Origin of the sequence: Janthinobacterium psychrotolerans, assembly GCF_001677885.1 — a bacterium.
In the GTDB taxonomy this organism is placed as follows: domain Bacteria; phylum Pseudomonadota; class Gammaproteobacteria; order Burkholderiales; family Burkholderiaceae_D; genus Janthinobacterium; species Janthinobacterium psychrotolerans.
On the sequence record NZ_LOCQ01000050.1, the window covers coordinates 18567 to 37731 of the forward strand.

Annotated in this window: 15 protein-coding genes; all 15 read right to left on the reverse strand. The window is 61.5% G+C overall.

All coding sequences use genetic code 11. From position 1 onward, the window contains the following. Positions 1–56: 56 nt before the first annotated feature. On the reverse strand, positions 57–392 hold the full coding sequence (locus tag ASR47_RS08365; RefSeq protein WP_150127728.1) for an energy transducer TonB: 336 nt from the start codon (positions 390–392) through the stop codon (positions 57–59). A 42-nt stretch (positions 393–434) separates the two neighbouring features. Further along, positions 435–770, reverse strand: a complete 336-nt coding sequence (locus ASR47_RS08370; RefSeq protein WP_065307315.1) for an energy transducer TonB — start codon at positions 768–770, stop codon at positions 435–437. Positions 771–881: 111 nt separating this feature from the next. After that, positions 882–2645, reverse strand: a complete 1764-nt coding sequence (locus tag ASR47_RS08375; RefSeq protein WP_245714297.1) for a methyl-accepting chemotaxis protein — start codon at positions 2643–2645, stop codon at positions 882–884. Positions 2646–3177: 532 nt separating this feature from the next. Beyond that, positions 3178–3630: a hypothetical protein gene (locus tag ASR47_RS08380; RefSeq protein ID WP_065307317.1), complete on the reverse strand. Its 453-nt coding sequence runs from the start codon at positions 3628–3630 to the stop codon at positions 3178–3180. Next, on the reverse strand, positions 3630–4625 hold the full coding sequence (gene dusA / locus ASR47_RS08385) for a tRNA dihydrouridine(20/20a) synthase DusA (RefSeq protein ID WP_150127724.1): 996 nt from the start codon (positions 4623–4625) through the stop codon (positions 3630–3632). The genes ASR47_RS08380 and dusA overlap by 1 nt, the downstream gene beginning before the upstream one ends. 118 nt (positions 4626–4743) lie before the next feature. Next, complete coding sequence (typA, locus tag ASR47_RS08390) at positions 4744–6576, reverse strand: translational GTPase TypA (RefSeq protein ID WP_065307318.1); 1833 nt, start codon at positions 6574–6576, stop codon at positions 4744–4746. Positions 6577–6744: 168 nt separating this feature from the next. Continuing rightward, on the reverse strand, positions 6745–7677 hold the full coding sequence (gene truB, locus ASR47_RS08395) for a tRNA pseudouridine(55) synthase TruB (protein ID WP_082988817.1): 933 nt from the start codon (positions 7675–7677) through the stop codon (positions 6745–6747). 2 nt (positions 7678–7679) lie between these two features. Continuing rightward, positions 7680–8096, reverse strand: coding sequence for a 30S ribosome-binding factor RbfA (gene rbfA / locus ASR47_RS08400; RefSeq protein WP_065307319.1), 417 nt, complete (start codon positions 8094–8096; stop codon positions 7680–7682). Positions 8097–8212: 116 nt separating this feature from the next. After that, a complete protein-coding gene (gene infB / locus ASR47_RS08405) occupies positions 8213–11074 on the reverse strand; it encodes a translation initiation factor IF-2 (protein WP_065307320.1) in 2862 nt (953 codons plus the stop codon). A 46-nt stretch (positions 11075–11120) separates the two neighbouring features. Continuing rightward, a complete protein-coding gene (nusA, locus tag ASR47_RS08410; protein ID WP_065307321.1) occupies positions 11121–12686 on the reverse strand; it encodes a transcription termination factor NusA in 1566 nt (521 codons plus the stop codon). Then, positions 12683–13171 carry a ribosome maturation factor RimP gene (gene rimP / locus ASR47_RS08415; protein WP_065307322.1) on the reverse strand — a complete coding sequence of 163 codons (489 nt, stop codon included), beginning with the start codon at positions 13169–13171 and terminating at the stop codon, positions 12683–12685. Before rimP ends, nusA begins: the two co-directional genes overlap by 4 nt. 343 nt (positions 13172–13514) lie before the next feature. Further along, the gene (gene rluB, locus ASR47_RS08420; protein WP_065307323.1) at positions 13515–15632 is read right to left on the reverse strand and encodes a 23S rRNA pseudouridine(2605) synthase RluB; all 2118 of its coding nucleotides are present in this window, start codon (positions 15630–15632) and stop codon (positions 13515–13517) included. Then, positions 15625–16413, reverse strand: a complete 789-nt coding sequence (scpB, locus tag ASR47_RS08425; RefSeq protein WP_065307324.1) for an SMC-Scp complex subunit ScpB — start codon at positions 16411–16413, stop codon at positions 15625–15627. The genes rluB and scpB overlap by 8 nt, the downstream gene beginning before the upstream one ends. Positions 16414–16816: 403 nt before the next feature. After that, positions 16817–17836 (reverse strand): glucokinase, encoded by a 1020-nt coding sequence (locus ASR47_RS08430; RefSeq protein ID WP_065307325.1) that lies wholly within the window; start codon positions 17834–17836, stop codon positions 16817–16819. A 310-nt stretch (positions 17837–18146) separates the two neighbouring features. After that, positions 18147–19109 carry a DedA family protein/thiosulfate sulfurtransferase GlpE gene (locus tag ASR47_RS08435; RefSeq protein WP_065307326.1) on the reverse strand — a complete coding sequence of 321 codons (963 nt, stop codon included), beginning with the start codon at positions 19107–19109 and terminating at the stop codon, positions 18147–18149. Between the last annotated feature and the right edge of the window lie 56 nt (positions 19110–19165).

A 19165-nucleotide genomic window follows, 5' to 3' on the forward strand; every position in this document is an offset into this window, starting at 1 on the left:
CGCCCGTCATGGGTGACCAACATCGACGCGGCCAGGGCACGCCTGGCCGGCGGCGATCAGTCCAGCTTCCAGGCGTAGTCGACCTTGGCCCAGGTCTGCGCCGCGCTGCCGTCCTTGGTACCCGGTTTGAACTTGCATGCCGACAAGCCCTTGATGGCCGCCTTGTCGAGGTTCTTGAAGCCGCTGCTTTTATCGACTTTCGAATCGGCCACCGTGCCGTCGGCGTTGACCAGGAAGGACATCGATACCGTACCCTGCTCCTCGTTCATCAGCGACGCTTTCGGATAATCGACCTTGCAGGACTTGGCATCGAAGGATGCGGGAACTTCTGCCGCAAAGCTGGCGGACGAGACAGAAAACAGCAATGCTGCTGCAACACTCACAAGACGCATACTTTTAGACATGTGCTTCCCCATAAAGATCAAATAGTGTAATTACAGCTTCCAGGAATAATCGACCTTGGCCCAGGTCTGTGCCGCGCTGCCGTCCTTGGTACCGGGCTTGAATTTGCAGGCGGTAATGGCCTTGATGGCGGCCTTGTCCAGATTCTTGAAGCCGCTGCTTTTGTCGATTTTCGAATCGACCACCTTGCCGTCGGCCGAGACCAGGAACGACATCGCCACATCGCCCTGCTCTTCATTGACGAGCGAGGCTTTCGGATAGTCCGCCTTGCAGTTTTTTGCATCGAAGGTCGCTGGCACTTCGCTGGCCAGGACGGCGGCGCTCACGCCGGAGAGGAGCAAAGCTGCGATAACACTACGCTTATTCATAGTTACACTTTTCAACAACGTTAAACAAAATCGTAAAACCGGCTGCGCGACTGGCCGCGCAGCCCGGGACTCTACTGCCACCATGGCACTGCTGCTACTGCTTGCTACCGTTTAAAACTCTTCCCACTCGTCATTGCTGGTGCTGGCTGCGGCGGCGCGCTTGCTGGGCTTCGGCGCGGCAGGCGCTGCCGTTTCAGCCTGGCGTGCCAGCGACTTGACCGGGCGCAAAGGCGCGGCCGGCTTGCGAGCGGCGGCCAAGGCGGCCACCGCCACCTTCGCGGCCGGCGCCGGGGCCGCCAGGCGCTGTTCGCCCTCGACCAGCTTGAAGATGCTGACCACGTGCGACAGTTCGGCCGCCTGGTCCTGCAGGCTTTGCGCCGCAGCGGCAGCCTGTTCGACCAGCGCCGCATTTTGCTGCGTCATGCCGTCCATTTCGATGATCGACAGGTTGACCTGCTCGATGCCCGCGCTCTGTTCGGCGCTGGCGCTGGCGATCTCGCTCATGATGTCGGTGACGCGGCGCACGCTGTCAACCACCTCGCCCATCGTCACGCCGGCCTGGCCGACCAGGCGCGTGCCGCGCTCGGTCTTCTCGGCCGAATCGTCGATCAGGATCTTGATTTCCTTGGCGGCGCCCGCCGAACGCTGGGCCAGGTTGCGTACTTCCGAGGCGACCACGGCAAAGCCGCGGCCCTGCTCGCCGGCACGCGCCGCTTCCACTGCGGCATTCAGGGCCAGGATATTGGTCTGGAAGGCGATGCCATCGATCACGCCGATGATGTCGACAATCTTCTTGGCCGATTCGTTGATCGAGCTCATGGTATCGACCACTTGCGAGACCACCGAGCCGCCCTTGACGGCGACATCCGAGGCGGTGGCGGCCAGCTTGTTGGCTTCACGCGCATTGTCGGCGTTCTGTTTCACGGTCGAGGTCAGCTCTTCCATGGCGGAGGCGGTTTTTTCCAGCGCGCTGGCCTGCATTTCGGTGCGCGAGGACAGGTCGACAATGCCGTCGGCGATTTCATGCGAGGCCGTGCCGATGGTTTCCGTGCCGACCCGCACCTGGCCGACGACGCCGACCAGGCTGTTGCGCATTTCCTTCATTTCCGCCAGCAGGCTGGAATTGTCCGCGCTGTGCGTCTCGATGCCGATCGACAGGTCGCCCTTGGCGATGCTGCCGGCAATCGACGCCGTATAGTCGGGTTCGCCACCGAGCTGCTTGAGCAGGCCGCGGGTAATCACCAGCGCCGCCGCCACGCCCAGCGCCACGGCCAGAATGCCGAGCACGATCATGAACAGGCGCGCGCTGTCGAAGGCCTTGCGGGCGTCGGCCTGCATTTGTTCGTTGAGCTGGTCTTCGAGTGCCGCCAGGTGTTCCAGCGCATCGATCCATTTTTTCTGCACCGGGCGGATTTCCTTGATCATCACGCGCGTCGCGCCTTCGGCATCGTTGGCCATCCACAGCGCCGACGCCTTGGCAATAGCCGGCATGGCGGCCGCTTCATATTCCTTGATCGAGGCGAGCAGGGTCTTTTCTTCCGCCGTCGATTCGATGGCGAACTTGGCTTCGAGTTTTTTCTGGGTTTCCTGGTAGGTATTGGTCTGCGTCTTGATGCGCGCCATTTCCGGTTCCATGTCGCCGGCATCCGTCATCAGGGTCAGGATGCGCAGCGAGGTGATGCGGTCGCTGACATTGCCGCGCATGTCGATCACCAGGCGGGTGACGACGTTGTTGACATTGATCACGTGATCAAGACGTTCCTGGATTTGCGCCATGCGCGCAATGCCGAGTATCGTCACGGCCACCAGCAGAACCAGTACCAGGGCGAACCCCAGGCCCAGGCGTGTACCAACCTTCATTTTTGCTAAATTCATTTCGGCTCTTCGTAAATGAAACTATTGATAAGGATTTTGCCCGGCACGACAAGATGAACGCTGCGCAACGCCAATATCCGCCAACGGCCTGATCAGCCACCAGCGGTATCCGGCTGCGTGCAACACGGTGTGGTTCCTGTCCCCGACAGCCCTGTCAACACCCAGTGACTGCGCATGCAAATTTGCTTCCGATATTGCTTTTTATATACGACTAATTCCGCCGTGACATATAAAATTCATATGAGAAATATTTGTCTATAATCAATTATAGGTGTAAATTTTGCCTCAAAGCAAGCATTAACTGCCCGAATAAGTTGCAGATTAACTTTCTTCGGGGAAATGACAACATCACCGTTTCTTGCACCGTGAAAATGCCCCAAGACTGTGCAACGATGTGCCAAAACGGCACATTGTCAACATGCGGCGCCATTCAAAAGTGCATTTTTTCAGCAGGAAAAGGTGAACAGGAAGGGTGTGGGGAAGTGCGCAAAAAGCACGATGGCGGACCTGCGCATGACAGAAAAACAGCGTTTCAGCTGTCCCAGCTGCAATGCAGCAAACAAGCGTGGCCAGCCACGCCAAAGACATATACGCTCCAGATGGCGCCCAGTTGTCCGGCCAGGCTGCGCCGGCCGTCAAGCACCAGCCGATGCCATTGCGGCTCGGCATCGAACAGGTCAAACACTTCGCGCTCGAAGCCGTCGAACAGGCGCACGTCCAGCGGCTGCTGGTCGGCCTCCCCCATGGGACGCAAGCGTTCGAGCAGCCACTGGCGCGGCGTGCAGGCGGCGCCGGTGCACTTCACCGCCTCGAGCCGCGGCAACGACAGGCCTTCGGGCGACAAGTCCAGCGCAGCGCACAGCGCCGTCAGCGCCGCATCGGGCGACACGGCGCCGAGATACTCACACAGAAAAGCGCTGCCGTCGTCCTTCAGCGCACCGACCGCCTGCAGATAGCCGTGCAGCTGGCGCGCCTTGCCGTGCATCAGGCATGCGCCGGCGCCAGGCGCGCGGCCGCTTCGAGCAGCAGGCGCGGGTCGCCCGAGGCCAGTTTTTTCGCGTCGGACAAGGTCTGGCGGAAACCGCGCGCGCCGGGCAGGTTCTGCATCAGCCCCAGCATGTGGCGCGTGATGCTGTTGAGCTTCATGCGCTCTTCTTGCGCCAGCTGCGCAGCAATGTAGGGGATCATGGCTTCGAGCACCTGCTCGCGCGTTTTCACTTGCGCCTCGGCGCCGTAATAGCGCTGGTCGAACTGCGCCATCACATACGGATTGTGGTAGGCCTCGCGGCCCAGCATCACGCCGTCGAGATGCCGCAGATGCAGGTCGATCTCGTCGATGGTCTTGATGCCGCCATTGATGATGAACTCGAATTGCGGAAAGTCACGCTTGAGCTGGTAGGCGTACTCGTATTTGAGCGGCGGCACTTCGCGGTTTTCCTTCGGGCTCAGGCCTTTCAGGATCGCATTGCGCGCATGCACGATAAACGTCTTGCAGCCGGCCTCGGCCACCGTGCCGACGAAGTCGCGCACGAAATCGTACGACTCGCTGTCGTCGATGCCGATGCGGTGCTTGACGGTCACGTCGATATCGACCACGTCGCGCATGGCTTTCACGCAATCGGCCACCAGTTGCGGCTCGGCCATCAGGCAGGCGCCAAACGCGCCTTTTTGCACGCGCTCGGACGGGCAGCCGCAGTTCAGGTTGATCTCGTCATAGCCCCACTGCTGGCCCAGCTTCGCGCTGGTGGCCAGGTCTTTCGGATCGCTGCCGCCCAGTTGCAGCGCGACCGGATGCTCTTCCTCGTTGAAGCGCAGATGGCGCTCCACATCGCCATACACCAGCGCGCCGGTGGTCACCATCTCTGTATACAACCAGGTGTGGCGCGTGATTTCGCGGTGGAACTTGCGGCAATGGCGGTCGGTCCAGTCCATCATCGGGGCAACGGACAGGCGGCGGGAAGGCAGGGAGGAAGAAGTCATGGTGTCGATCAAAAACAGGGCTGCAAATGACAAACCCGCTGCGCGCATCACCGGTGAGTGTCATGCGGCGCAGCGGGTTTGGAGCAGCATGGCCAGGCGGCCATGCTTGCACTACATTTTACGCGTCACGCGACGCTTTTTTACGCTCGTGCTCTTTCAGGAAGCGCTTGCGCAGGCGGATCGATTTCGGGGTGATTTCGACCAGTTCGTCGTCCTCGATGAATTCGACCGCGTATTCCAGCGACATCTGGATCGGTGGCACCAGGCGTACCGCTTCGTCGGTACCCGACGAACGCACGTTGGTCAGCTGCTTGCCCTTGATCGGGTTGACGACCAGGTCGTTGTCGCGCGAGTGAATGCCGATGACCATGCCTTCGTAGACTGGATCGTTGTGCGACACGAACATGCGGCCGCGGTCCTGCAGTTTCCAGATCGCGTAGGCAACGGCAGCGCCGTCGTCTTGCGAGATCAGCACGCCGTTGCGGCGGCCAGCCATTTCGCCACGGGTGTTGTCGACCGGTGCGTATTCGTGGAACACGTGGCTCATCAGGCCGGTGCCGCGGGTCAGGGTCATGAATTCGCCCTGGAAGCCGATCAGGCCACGCGCCGGGATCAGATACTCGAGACGCACGCGGCCCTTGCCATCCGATTCCATGTTTTGCAGGTCGCCGCGACGACGGCCCAGTTCTTCCATGACGCCACCCTGGTTGGCTTCTTCGACGTCAACCGACAGGTTTTCAAACGGCTCGTGGCGCACGCCATCGACCATCTTGAACACCACGCGCGGACGCGATACGGCCAGCTCGAAGCCTTCGCGGCGCATGTTTTCGATCAGGATGGTCAGGTGCAACTCACCACGGCCCGATACTTCAAAGATCGTGTCGTCGTCGGTTGGCGAAACGCGCAGCGCAACGTTGGCTTTCAGTTCGCGGTCCAGACGGTCGCGCAGCTGGCGCGAGGTGACGAACTTGCCTTCGCGGCCAGCCAGTGGCGAGTTGTTGACCATGAAGTTCATGGTCAGGGTCGGCTCGTCGACGGTCAGCATCGGCAGCGGTTCCGGGGTGTCCGGTGCGCACAGGGTCGAACCGATACCGATTTCGTCGATACCGTTGATCAGGCAGATGTCGCCGGCAACGGCTTCGTCGACCAGCACGCGCTCGAGGCCCTTGAAGTTCAGCACCTGGTTGATGCGGCCTTTGACTGGCGTTGCGCCTGGGCCATTGATGACCAGCACGTCCTGGCCGACCTTGACGGTACCGCGGTTGACGCGGCCAATGCCGATCTTGCCGACGTAGGACGAGTAGTCCAGCGAGGTGATCTGCATCTGCAGCGGACCTTCCGGATTGTCGTCGCGCACTGGCACGTGTTCCAGGATGGCGTCAAACATCGGCTTCATGTCGCCGCTGCGCACGTCTTCGGTCAGGCCGGCGTAGCCGTTCAGGCCCGAAGCGTAGATGATAGGGAAATCGAGTTGTTCGTCGGTCGCACCCAGCTTGTCGAACAGTTCGAAGGTCTGGTTGATGGCCCAGTCCGGGCGCGCGCCTGGACGGTCGATCTTGTTGACGATCACGATCGGCTTCAGACCCAGTGCCAGCGCCTTGCGCGTGACGAAACGGGTTTGTGGCATCGGGCCTTCCTGGGCATCGATCAGCAGCAAGACCGAGTCCACCATCGACAGCACGCGTTCCACTTCGCCGCCGAAGTCGGCGTGGCCTGGGGTGTCGACGATATTGATGTGGGTGCCTTCGTACTCAACGGCGCAGTTCTTCGACAAAATCGTAATGCCACGCTCCTTTTCCAGGTCGTTCGAGTCCATGACTCGGGTGTCGACCGCTTGGTTTTCACGGAAGGTGCCGGACTGGCGCAGCAGCTGATCCACGAGGGTAGTTTTACCGTGGTCAACGTGAGCGATGATGGCGATATTACGAATTGCGCGTTTTGTAGTAGACATGGTCGTTATATTTGCTGAAAAACTGCAGGGTGCGTACGGGGTGTACGGTGCGTTTCGATATTGGCTGAAACTGGAACCGCGTAGTATAGCATGTTGCGTTGCGGCGCTATTTAAAATTGCTGGCGGGTCGAAGTCTCGTCGGGTGATACATTGAAAATGCAACACAATTCATTGTGCGGTAGCAATCAACCGCTCGGGCGCCAGGATGCTGTATTCCTGCAACTGGCCGGTGCCCAGCAGCTTGGCGTCGTGATACACACGCACCCTGCCCGGCTGATCCGGCACGGCGACCTCTTCCTTGCCCAGCGCAATCCTCTGGCCATGCAAAAAGCGCTTGGCCAGTTCTTCCGTCAATTGCACCGCCGGAAAGCTCGACAGCAAGGCGTCGACCGGCGCGAGCAGGCTCAAAGGTTCGGCATGCGCCGTCAGTTCGTCCAAGGTGATCACGCCGTCCAGGGTCAGGTCACCGACCCGGGTGCGGCGCAAGGCGTTCAGGTGCGCGCCGCAGCCCAGGGCGTTGCCGATGTCTTCGCCCAGCACGCGGATATATGTGCCCTTGCTGCACATCACCGACAGTTTCAGAAACGGCGCCTCGTAGCTTAAAAACTCCAGCTGGTGAATGGTCACCGGGCGCGCTTCGCGCTCGAGGGTAATGCCGGCGCGCGCATATTCATACAGCGGCTTGCCGTCGCGCTTCAGGGCCGAGTACATCGGCGGCACCTGCAGGATGTCGCCGCGGAACTGCGCCAGCACGGCGTCGATCTGCTCTTGCGTGACGTTCACTTCGCGCGTTGCCAGCACCGCGCCTTCGGTGTCGCCGGTGTCGGTCGTCACGCCCAGGTGCACCAGGGTTTCATAGGTCTTGTCGGCTTCGAGCAGGTCCTGCGAAAACTTGGTGGCCTCGCCAAAGCACAGCGGCAGCAGGCCGGTGGCGAACGGGTCCAGGGTGCCGGTATGGCCGGCCTTTTTGGCGTTCAGCACGCGCTTGGACTTGATCAGCGCATCGTTGCTGGACCAGCCGACCGGCTTGTCCATCAGCAGCACGCCGTCGACCAGGTCGCGTACGCGCTTGATGCCGGGTGGTCGTTTCGGTCCCGCCACGTTTATTGCTCGTCCGCTTCAGGTTTCGCATCCGGCTCGGCGTCCGCCGCGCGCGTGGCGTTGGCCTTGTCGATCAGCAAGGACATTTCCATGCCGCGCGAGGTCGAGCTGTCGTGCACGAAATGCAGCATCGGCAGGGTGTGGATGTGCAGGCGCTTGCCCAGCAGGCCACGAATGAAACCAGCGGCGGCCATCAGGCCTTCGGTGGTGTTCTTGATCGCTTCCTTGCTGTCTTTCAACATCGTGAAAAACACCTTGGCATGCGCGTAGTCGGGCGTGATCTGCACTTCGGTGATGGTGATCATCGTGCCCACGCGCGGGTCTTTCAGTTCGTAGGCGACGATTTCGGCCAGATCGCGCTGGATCTGGTCTGCCACGCGCAAGCCGCGCGCCGGCATGGTTTTACTATGTTTGGCCATGATTATGCTGTCCTAAGTGCCGCAGGGCGCATGAGTCAAACGGTTGCCCGTTGACCAATGCGCCCCACGTGTTGTGCGCGGACATCGATATGCCCGCGCTGTCGTTTTTGCCGAGATTACAGGGTACGAGCGATTTCCTGGACTTCGAACACTTCCAGGGTGTCGCCAACCTGGATGTCGTTGTAGTTCTTCAGCGACAGGCCGCACTCCAGACCGGCGCGCACTTCTTTCGCGTCGTCCTTGAAGCGTTTCAGGGATTCGATCTCGCCACTCCAGACCACGATGTTGTTGCGCAACAGGCGGACCGACGAAGCACGCTTGACGACACCATCGGTGACCAGGCAACCGGCAATCGCGCCGACTTTCGAGACCAGGATAACCTGGCGGATCTCGACCTGGCCGATGACCGTTTCGCGCTTCTCTGGTGCCAACATGCCCGACAACGCCGAACGGATCTCGTCGATCGCATCGTAGATGATGTTGTAGTAGCGAATGTCCACGCCGTTCGACTCGGCCAGCTTGCGCGCCTGGGCGTCGGCACGGGCGTTAAAGCCGATGATGACCGCTTTCGAGGCCACCGCCAGGTTGACGTCCGATTCCGTGATGCCACCGACGGCCGCGTGTACCACTTGTACGCGCACTTCGGAGGTCGACAGTTTCTGCAGCGAACCAACCAGCGCTTCCTGCGAACCTTGCACGTCGGTCTTGATGATCAATGGCAAGTTTTTCACTTCGCCTTCGGCCATCTGGTCGAACATGTTTTCCAGTTTCGCGGCTTGCTGCTTGGCCAGTTTCACGTCGCGGAACTTGCCTTGACGGAACAGACCAATTTCACGCGCCTTGCGCTCGTCGGCCATCACGACCACTTCCTCACCGGCGACCGGCACTTCGGTCAGGCCCTGGATCTCGACCGGGATCGATGGACCGGCTTCGGCAATCGCCTTGCCGTTTTCGTCCAGCATGGCGCGCACGCGGCCATACGAGGAACCTGCCAGTATCACGTCGCCACGGCGCAAGGTACCCGATTGCACCAGGATCGTTGCGACCGGGCCACGGCCCTTGTCCAGACGGGCTTCGACCACCAGGCCACGGGCCGGCGCATCGACCGGCGCCGTCAGTTCCAGCACCTCGGCCTGCAGCAATACTTGCTCCAGCAGGTCGTCGATACCCTGGCCGGTTTTGGCCGACACCGGCACGAATGGCGATTCGCCACCGTACTCTTCAGGCACGACCTGTTCGGCGACCAGTTCCTGCGTCACGCGGTCAACGTTGCCACCTGGCTTGTCGACCTTGTTGATCGCCACCACCAGCGGTACGCCGGCAGCTTTCGCGTGGGCGATCGCTTCCTTGGTTTGCGGCATCACGCCATCGTCGGCGGCAACCACCAGGATGACGATGTCGGTTGCCTTGGCGCCACGGGCACGCATGGCGGTAAACGCTTCGTGGCCCGGGGTGTCGAGGAAGGTGATCATGCCGCGTGGCGTATCGACGTGGTAAGCACCGATATGCTGCGTAATGCCACCAGCTTCGCCCGACGCCACTTTGGCGCGGCGGATGTAATCGAGCAGCGAGGTCTTGCCGTGGTCGACGTGACCCATGACGGTGACCACCGGTGCGCGCGGCTTGGTTTCGAAGTGCGCGTGTTCGCCCACGTCGGCCAGCAGCGCTTCCGGATCGTCCAGTTCGGCGGCAAACGCCTTGTGGCCCATTTCCTCGACCAGAATCATGGCCGTTTCCTGGTCCAGCACCTGGTTGATGGTGCACATCTGGCCCAGTTTCATCAAATGCTTGATGACTTCGGACGCCTTGACGGACATCTTGTGCGCCAGTTCGGCCACCGTGATGGTTTCCGGCACGTGCACATCCTTGATGACGGCTTCGGTCGGCGCCTGGAAATTCGTTTCGCGGTCGTCATGGTGCGTCGGGCGACGACCCTTGGCACCGCCACGCCAGCTGTCACGACCCGCAGGGCCGCTGTTGCCGCGTGGTTTCGGGCCACCGGTGGTGCCGCGTTTTTTCGCGTCATCGGACCAGGTGGACGACACATTGGCCGACTTGATCGATTTCTTGTCCGCCACGGCAGGCTTCTTGTCGCCCGGCTTGTCGCCAGGTTTCTTGTCGGCCGGCTTGTGCAGCGTGCCTTCCGGCGCTTTCGGCTTGACCGGCACCGGTACTGGCTCAGGGGCTTTGATGGCGCGGCGTGGCGCGTTCATCATGGCCTTGATCTGGGCGACCTCGTCCGCCACGGCCTTGCGGGCGCGGTCGGTGGCTTCGGCTTTTTCAGCGGCTTCCTTGGCGGCGACAGCGGCGGCGGCGGCTTTTTTCTTGGCTTCTTCGGCGGCGGCGGCTTTTTTCGCTTCGGCGGCGGCATCGTCGACCACTGGCGCGGCAGCGCTGGCGACCGGCGCGGCGGCGGCCTTGGCGGCGGCTTTCTTCGCTTCGGCTTCGGCTTCTTTCTTGGCGGTCAGTTCAGCCTGTTGCGTGGCTTTCGCCTGGGCTTCTTTTTCCGCGTCGAGCTTGGCCAGGCGTTCCTGCTTTTCACGCAGATCGGCTTCCTGGCGTGCGATCAGTTCAGCTTGCTTGCGAACGTCTTCTTCACGACGCGCCACTTCGGCAGGGTCGATCACCGGCGCGGCAGGCGCGACCGGTTCAGGCGCAGCGACCGGCGCCGCTTCGTCACGCTGGACGAAGGTGCGTTTCTTGCGCACTTCCACCTGGATGGTACGCGATTTGCCGGTTGCATCGGCTTGCTTGATCTCAGTCGTTTCCTTGCGGGTCACGGTGATTTTTTTCTTTTCTGTGTCAGCCGCTGCGCCATGGGTGCGGCGCAGATGATCCAAAAGCTTGTCCTTATCATCTTTCGACAATGGATCTGACGTCGAACTTTTCTCGACGCCGGCAGAACGCAGCTGCGTCAGCAGCAAATCTGCAGGCATCTTCAGTTCGGTGGCAAATTGGGCTACGTTGTTACTCGCCATTCAGTCCTCTTTTCTATGTGTCGCGGAGATGATAAAGATACTCAAATTAAGCCTTTGCGGATTCAGCCAGACTCCATGCCTTGGCTTGCAGCGCCTTGGCACGATCGTCATATTTCGAGTCAACCAACTTCATCTCATCGTCGGTCACATCTTTAAATTCACTTGTAATCAGTTCACGCGCACGGTCCGCAGACAAGGCCAGGATTGCGCCAAATTCGTCGTATGCCAGTGCTGCAAATGCTTCAACGGTCTTGATACCAGCCAGACCCAGCTTGCCAGCGGTGACGCGGTCCATGCCTTCCAGACCCACCAACGCCTCGTCCATGCCTTCCAGACCCTCTTCCGAAGCGATCGCTTCGGTAACCAGCGCATCACGCGCACGGGTACGGAGTTCATTGACGGTATCTTCGTCAAACGATTCGATTTCCAGCATCTCGGAAATTGGCACGTAGGCGATTTCTTCCAGACTGGCGAAACCTTCTTCCACCAGAATGTCTGCAACTTCTTGGTCGACATCGAGCTTTTCCATGAACAGGATGCGCACGGCAGCCGTTTCCTGGGCAGCTTTGTCGGCCGATTCTTCGGCCGTCATGATGTTGATCTTCCAACCGGTCAGGTCGGCGGCCAGGCGCACGTTCTGGCCCGAACGGCCGATCGCAATGGCCAGGTTTTCTTCGTCGACGACGACGTCCATCGCGTGTTTTTCTTCGTCGACCATGATCGACGACACGTTCGCCGGCGCCAGGGCGCCAATGACGAACTGCGCCGGATCTTCCGACCACAACACGATGTCGACGCGTTCGCCACCGAGCTCACCGGTGACAGCCTGCACGCGCGAACCGCGCATGCCGACGCAGGTGCCGATCGGGTCGATGCGCTTGTCGGCCGTGTAGACGGCGATTTTTGCGCGCACGCCGGCATCGCGGGCGGCCGATTTAATTTCCAGCATGCCTTGTTCGATTTCCGGCACTTCCAACTCGAACAGCTTCATGATGAAGTCCGGCGCGGTGCGCGACAGGATCACCTGCGGGCCGCGCATATTGCGGTCGATGCGCAGGATGAAAGCACGCACGCGGTCGCCGATACGCAGATTCTCTTTCGGGATCATCTGGTCGCGTGGCAAACGGGCTTCGATCTTGCCGGACTCGACGATTGCATCGCCGCGTTCCATGCGCTTGATGGTGCCGGTGACGAGCGAGTCGCCGCGCTCCAGGAAGTCGACCAGGATCTGTTCGCGCTCGGCGTCACGCACGCGCTGCAGGACCACCTGTTTGGTGTCTTGCGCAAAGCGGCGGCCAAATTCGACGGATTCGATCGGTTCTTCGATATGGTCGTCGACTTCGATATCGGCGATCTGTTCTTTCGCCTCGAAGTGCAGGATCTCCTGATCCGGCAATTGCAGGCCGGCTTCGTCAGGCACCACGTGCCAGCGGCGGAACGATTCGAATTCGCCCGAATCGCGGTCGATCGAAACGCGGATGTCCACTTCACCCTCATATCGTTTCTTCGTGGCTTGCGCCAATGCGAATTCAAGGGCGCCGAAGACGACATCCTTATCGACGTTTTTTTCACGCGCCAGCGCGTCTACCAATAATAAAACTTCGCGACTCATGCTTTGCGTCCCTTAAAAACCACCTGCGGCACCAAGCGTGCCTTATCCACGTCGGCGAGCGTAAATTCCAACATCGCCGGACCATCCTTACCTTCAAATTCCAACGACAAATTCTCGCCCACGGGTTCTTGCAAGATCCCCTGGAACGATTTCCGGTTGTTCGTACCCGGCATCGCCTCGCGCAGCTTGACGATGATTTCCTGGCCTGCGAAACGGACAAAGTCTTCCAGCTTGCGCACCGGCCGGTCCAGGCCCGGGGAAGAAATCTCGAGGCGTTCGTAAGGAACGTTCTCTACCGTCAACACATGCGATAACTGGTGACTGACCGTGGCACAGTCTTCGACCGTGATCGGACCTTTTTCAGCGGCATCGGCGGCGCTGAAATCAATAAAGACGCGCAGCATTCCGCGCTCGGCACGTTCGACATCAACGAGCTCATAGCCCAGACCTGTGACTGTCTTTTCAATTAATCCCAACTGCTGCAAGAAATTCTCCAGAAATAAGGCCCGTTTTCGCCCGATATCGCGCTCAGGGAGCGCCGCAGACCGGCAAAAACACGCATTCAATCATATATGGCCCCTCTCGGAGCCATTACAAACGGTTCAACAAAAAAAAAATGGGCATCTGCCCATCTTCCTGTATTTCCCCAACCAGATGAAAGCACTCTCTACCGAACAACCCTGCGGAGAACTTTTATTAGGCTGCAGATTATAACCTCTTATTAACTTCGCCGCAATCCCGCACATGCGACCATGCACGACTTACAACAGTTACAAGAGCGTGCGCGGCCAGGGCCCGACCCCGGTGCGCACGACCAGAAAGACCTTTTTAGCCTTTGTTGCCACGGCGGCGTGGCATGCCCTGATCCATCCCGCCACGCGATTGACCACCGGAACGCACCTGGCCGGCGCCACCGCCACCGCCACCGCCAGTACGGCGCGGGCCGGTATTGGCAAAGCCGAACGCCGTTTGCAGCGGATCGGGCTGGCGCGGACCACGCTGCGGCGCACGGTCCGCGCCACCTGGACGACCACCCTGGCCACCCTGTCCGGCCACGCGCGGTGCGCGGCCTTGCGGCGCACCCTCAAAGGCAGCAGCCGAACGCGGCTGGCCGCCCTGGAACGGACCTTGCGGCTGGCCGCGGCCAGGACCGCGCGCTTCGCCGGGACGACCCATGCCGCCTGGGCGGCCCTGACCCTGGCCTTGCGGACGGGCAAACTGGCCGCCGCCTGGCTGGCCACGGCGCGGTGCGACCGGGAACGGATCGGCGTTGCGGTTGCTGACATCGATGCGGTTGCCGTTCGGCTCGTCATCGCGCTCCTTGCGGTCGACCTTGCGCGCTTCGCGGCCCTTGGCGGCGCCAGCGGCGCGCGGATCACCGGAAGCCGGCATTTTCTTTTCAATGCCGTAGGCGGCCAGCAGGTCGCGCACGGTGTTTTCATCCATCTCTTCCCAGCGGCCGCGCTTCAGGCCACTTGGCAAGGTCATCGCGCCGTAGCGGGTACGGATCAGGCGCGAGACGGTCAGGCCGATCGCTTCGAACATGCGGCGCACTTCGCGGTTACGGCCTTCGCCGATCACCACGCGATACCACTTGTTGATGCCCTCGCCGCCGCCATCGGCAATCTTCGAGAACTGCGCCAGGCCGTCTTCGAGCTCGACACCGGCCAGCAGCTTCTGGCGCATGCCTTCTTCCAGCTCGCCCAGGGTACGCACGGCGTACTCGCGGTCGATGCCGTAGCGCGGGTGCATCAGGCGGTTGGCCAGGTCACCGGATGTCGTAAACAGCAGCAGGCCTTCGGTATTGAAGTCAAGGCGGCCGACGGCCAGCCATTTGCCGGCCTTCATGGTCGGCAGGCGGTCGAACACGGACGGACGGCCGTCCGGGTCGTTATGGCTGACGATCTCGCCGGCTGGCTTGTGGTACACCAGCACGCGTGGCGGCTTCTTGCTGACGCGGCGCTGGATCAATTTGCCGTTGATGCGCACGTGGTCCGACGGCAAAATGCGCTGGCCGATATGGGCCGGCTCGCCATTGACGGAGACGCGGCCCGAAACGATCAGGTCTTCCATGTCGCGGCGCGAACCGAGACCGGCTTCGGCCAGCACCTTGTGCAGCTTGGGCGCATCGTCGTCGGAGGTCAGGTCGCGGCGCACGGCAGTCTTTTGCACGCGGCCGGCGCCGGCCTCTTCGCTGTCGAAGGCGTCGGAGGTGACGAACGAGAAGATCGCGTCGGCTTCGTTCAGTTTGCCTGGCGCAGCCTGGCGGCCCTTGCCTTTCTTGCGGCTCTTGCCGGCGTTCTTGCCGGTGCCCGGCATATCGTTGCGTGGCTGGCGCGGCTGGCGCGGCGCCGATACCAGGTTGCCTTCGGCGTCAAACACATCGGCAGCCGGTGCGGCAGCTTCGGCTACGGCTTCCTGCGGCGCAACGTCGGCTTTGTCAGCCTTCGGGCGCGGCGGCTGGCGCAGCGCGCGTTCAGCTTGCACGCCGCGCATCTGGCGCGGGCCACGGGTGGTGCGGGCTTCTTCGGTTTTTTCGGCAGCGGCTTGCGGCGCGGCTTCGGCCTCGACAGCGGCGGCCTTGGCGGCGGCGCGGGCGCGCGGTGGACGCGGCGCTGGCGCGGCAGCTTCAGCCGCAGGCGCGTCAGCGGCAACGTCGGCCGGCGCTTTTGGCGCGGCCTTGGCGCGCGGCTTTTTCACGGCTGGCGCAGCTTCGGCAGCATCAGCTGCTGGGACGGCGGCGGCTGGCGCAACGCCGGCATCGGCAGCGATCTCGGCCTTGGTGCGGCGCTTCGGCTTGGCCGCTGGCGCGGCGTCAACGACAGGCGCGGCGGCGGTGTTGCCGGCGGCGGCGGCTTCGATCTGAGCCTTGGTGCGGCGCTTGGGCTTGGCAACGATGGCGTCGTCGCTGGCGGGTACTGTCTCGGGTGTGTTCGGATTATTCATTGTTCGTTTCTTGGCTGTGCTGACCTGGCGCAGCGTCAGCCGTTAGTTCTGGCGCAGGGTCGTGAGTATAGGCTTCGTCCGTGGGCGAAGCATCGGGGCCGGCATCAGGGCTTGCTGTCACTATTGTCACAGCCGTACTGCTACCTGCACCAAGCGGTACTGCAACGTCATTGGTTGCTTTGTCAAAATTTTCCTGCAGGGCCGCTTCCAGGGCTTCGAGCCCATTGCCCTGCATTTCGCTGATTTGCTGCAGTGGCGGCAGCTGGGACAGCGAATTCAAACCCAGGTCGTCCAAAAATTGCTTGGTGGTGGCCAGCAAGGCCGGCCGGCCCACCACGTCGCGATAGCCGATGGCATCGACCCAGCCGCGGTCTTCCAGCATCTTGATCGTCTGCGAATTGACGGCCACGCCGCGAATTTCTTCGATATCGCCGCGCGTGACGGGCTGGCGGTAGGCAATGATGGCCAGCGTTTCGAGCGTTGCCCGCGAATACTTGGGCGGGCGCTCCGGCGTCAGCCGGTCGAGATACATCTTCATTTCAGGACGGCTCTGAAAGCGCCAGCCCGACGCCAGGCTGACCACTTCGATGCCGCGCCCTTCCCATTCCTGCCGCAATTCCTCGAGCAGCTGCTTGATCGTATCGGCGCCGACGCCCACGCCGCGCACGCGGCCATTGTCGTCGGCATCGACAAACAGCTTTTTCAGGCTGTGGATGGTCAGCGACTCACGCGCGCACAGCAGCGCTGTTTCGAGGACTTTCTTGGCCTCAATGGTGTTCATAGCAATTCTGTGCGGATATGTATTGCAATTCGTATGCAGAGAAAGAAATCAAAACGTTCATTTCAACGTAACAGATGGCAGGCATCGCTGACGATGTCATGCTGGGTTACAAGTTGAGGCTGTTTTTCCGACGCCTTGGCCTAAGCGCGCAAAGCGGGAGTCTTGCGGATGCGATGAAAATTGTGCGATCCATGGCGCTGGCCTTAAATAACCAGCAATGAAACGATTCTCCGGAGCAGCTGCTTCATCCGTACCGGCGCCGGGCGCCTGGCGTGTGAGACAGTCGTCGTTTCACCCAACGATGCCAATTGTACCTGATAAAAAGCGGAAAAGCGCAAAACCGGGCAAAACAGCATTTTGCCCGGCGTAAACGCTACAGACCAGTTCGCCTGTGGCGTGGCGCTCAGTGCGACGACAGTTTCTCGGCCAGGATGGCCGAGGTGCCGAGGAAGGCCGGGTATTGCGCGGTGATCACGAAAGTGGGTACCTGCGACACGTAATTGGCGAAACGGCCCTTGCGCTCGAAACGGGCGCGGAAACCCGAGCGGTCGAAACGCTCGCCGAGGCGTGGCACGATGCCGCCACCGATATAGATGCCGCCCAGCGCGCCCAGGGTCACGGCGACGTTGGCCGCCACGGTGCCGAGCATGCAGCAGAAGGTTTCGATGACGTCGTCGCACAATGGCGATTCGCCGGCCAGCGCGCGGCGCGTGATTTCGGCGGCCGGCAGCTTTTCATCGGCCACGCCGGCGCGCTCGGCCAGCGCGCGGTAGATCAGCTCCAGGCCATCGCCGGAAATCAGGCGCTCGGCCGAGACGTGTTCGAATTCGCGCCAGGCGAACTGCAGGATCGCCACTTCCAGCTCATTGAAGGGCGCGAAGTTGACATGGCCGCCTTCGCTTTGCAGCGCGATCCAGCCGCCATGCGACGGGATCAGGCCCGATACGCCCAGGCCCGTGCCGGCGCCGATCAGGCCGATGGCCGTGTTCGGACGCGCGGTACCGGCGCCGACCTGGCGCTTCTCGTGCTCGGACAGCATCGGCACGGCGCGCGCCAGCGCGGTGAAGTCGTTGACCACGTCCAGGGTCGTGAAGCCGCATTCTTCGCGCATGGCGCGGATAGAGAACGACCAGTGATGATTGGTCATGCTGAGGAAGTCGCCGGCGACCGGATTGGCGATCGCGATCACGGCGTGGCGCACGGCCTGGCCACCGGCGGCGGCCACTTGCGGCAGCGCCAGGTAGGCTTGCAGGGCGGCGGACAGGCTCGGATAGTCGGCGCACGGCAGCACTTCCACCTGGCCGACCTGGCCGGCGGCCACTTCCAGGGCAAAACGGGCATTCGTGCCGCCTACATCGGCCAGCAGGCGCGGACCATCGGCGTAGGCGGAAGTGGGCAATGCGGGAGTAGACGAAGCGCTCATGATTTTAAGTGTAAGTGGGACGCATGGGACGCCAAGCTTAAAGGATGAATGAGCTTCGAGGCAAGCAAAGTTTGTAGTTTAAGTACAGCAAAAGCCGCATTTAACGGTAGTTCCACTCCAAATGCGACATCGCGCCAGAAGGCGCGCAATGGAAGTAAGTACACGCACTCGCCGCAGGCCATCAAACCATGTTGCGCAGCAGCAGAGACAGACGATGCGGCCGTCATGACAGGCAGGCGGCGCGGCGCCATCAGGCATGACGGTTTGCCCCTGTTTTCGTAGGATTACTACCAAATTCCGACAACAAGTTTCACGACACCAGGCCTTCATTGAGCAGGCCGGCACTGGCCGGTTCGTCGGAGCGGTAGACCGCGTTCCAGGCGTCAAGGCCGCCATGGAGCGGCCTGGCGCGATGAAAACCGTGTTCGTTGAGCAGCTTGGCCACTTGCGCGGCCGTCACGTCATTGGGGCAGCTGCAATAGACAACGATATGGCGGTCCTTGTCCAGGCCGATCAGGGCCGGCACCGGCTCCTTGCCATTGAAGAACAAGGCGCCTGGCACGGCCGGCTCCAGCGCTTGCGCCGTGGCGCTGCGCGCGTCGACAATCAGCGGTTCATGGCCCTGGTCGATCAGGTCCAGCAATTCGGCAATGCTGATGCGTTCGACCTGCAAGGCCTGGCGGAAGCGGCGGCGCTCAAGGTATTTATACAGCAGGAACAGCCCCAGCAAGGTGGCCAGAATCAGCAGCGCGGTGCTGCCCATGGTACTGAGCAGATCCAGCACTTTTTCCACGCTGGCATGGAAGATCACGCCGATCAGGATGCCGGTGCCGCACCACAGCAAACCACCGAGCCCGGCGTACATGAAGAAACGCGAGGCCGGCGTGCCCATGGCGCCCGACATCGGCGCGGCGATGGTGTTAAAACCGGGCACGAACTTGGAGACGATCAACGCTTTCGGACCCCAGCGCTTGAATTTGTCTTCGGTCTGGCTCACGCAATAGTCGGGCGACAGCGAAATGCGGCACAGCAGGCGCAAGATGCGCTTGCCGAAATGGCGTCCTGCCCTGAACCAGGTCAGGTCGCTGATCAGGCAGGCGGCCAGGCCCGCCGCCAGCACCAGTGCCCCATTCATGTCGCCATCGACCGACAGGGCGCCGGCCACCACCAGGATGGGAAAGGCGGGAATCGGCAGGCCGAGCTGCTCCACCAGCACGATCCCGAAGACAATCAGGATACCGTAATGTTCGAGCAGAAAGATAAGGTTGGGCATGGCGCTATCTTACCGCAAAAGCACGGTCATAACGCCCCACAAAACCGTCGCGAGCG

What these genes read in the sequence shown, in the direction of transcription:
- ASR47_RS08365 (WP_150127728.1), bottom strand. Translation starts at nt 392, where the DNA reads ATGCGTCTTGTGAGTGTTGCAGCAGCATTGCTGTTTTCTGTCTCGTCC.
- ASR47_RS08370 (WP_065307315.1), bottom strand. Translation starts at nt 770, where the DNA reads ATGAATAAGCGTAGTGTTATCGCAGCTTTGCTCCTCTCCGGCGTGAGC.
- ASR47_RS08375 (WP_245714297.1), bottom strand. Translation starts at nt 2,645, where the DNA reads ATGAATTTAGCAAAAATGAAGGTTGGTACACGCCTGGGCCTGGGGTTC.
- ASR47_RS08380 (WP_065307317.1), bottom strand. Translation starts at nt 3,630, where the DNA reads ATGCACGGCAAGGCGCGCCAGCTGCACGGCTATCTGCAGGCGGTCGGT.
- dusA (WP_150127724.1), bottom strand. Translation starts at nt 4,625, where the DNA reads ATGACTTCTTCCTCCCTGCCTTCCCGCCGCCTGTCCGTTGCCCCGATG.
- typA (WP_065307318.1), bottom strand. Translation starts at nt 6,576, where the DNA reads ATGTCTACTACAAAACGCGCAATTCGTAATATCGCCATCATCGCTCAC.
- rbfA (WP_065307319.1), bottom strand. Translation starts at nt 8,096, where the DNA reads ATGGCCAAACATAGTAAAACCATGCCGGCGCGCGGCTTGCGCGTGGCA.
- infB (WP_065307320.1), bottom strand. Translation starts at nt 11,074, where the DNA reads ATGGCGAGTAACAACGTAGCCCAATTTGCCACCGAACTGAAGATGCCT.
- nusA (WP_065307321.1), bottom strand. Translation starts at nt 12,686, where the DNA reads ATGAGTCGCGAAGTTTTATTATTGGTAGACGCGCTGGCGCGTGAAAAA.
- rluB (WP_065307323.1), bottom strand. Translation starts at nt 15,632, where the DNA reads ATGAATAATCCGAACACACCCGAGACAGTACCCGCCAGCGACGACGCC.
- scpB (WP_065307324.1), bottom strand. Translation starts at nt 16,413, where the DNA reads ATGAACACCATTGAGGCCAAGAAAGTCCTCGAAACAGCGCTGCTGTGC.
- ASR47_RS08430 (WP_065307325.1), bottom strand. Translation starts at nt 17,836, where the DNA reads ATGAGCGCTTCGTCTACTCCCGCATTGCCCACTTCCGCCTACGCCGAT.
- ASR47_RS08435 (WP_065307326.1), bottom strand. Translation starts at nt 19,109, where the DNA reads ATGCCCAACCTTATCTTTCTGCTCGAACATTACGGTATCCTGATTGTC.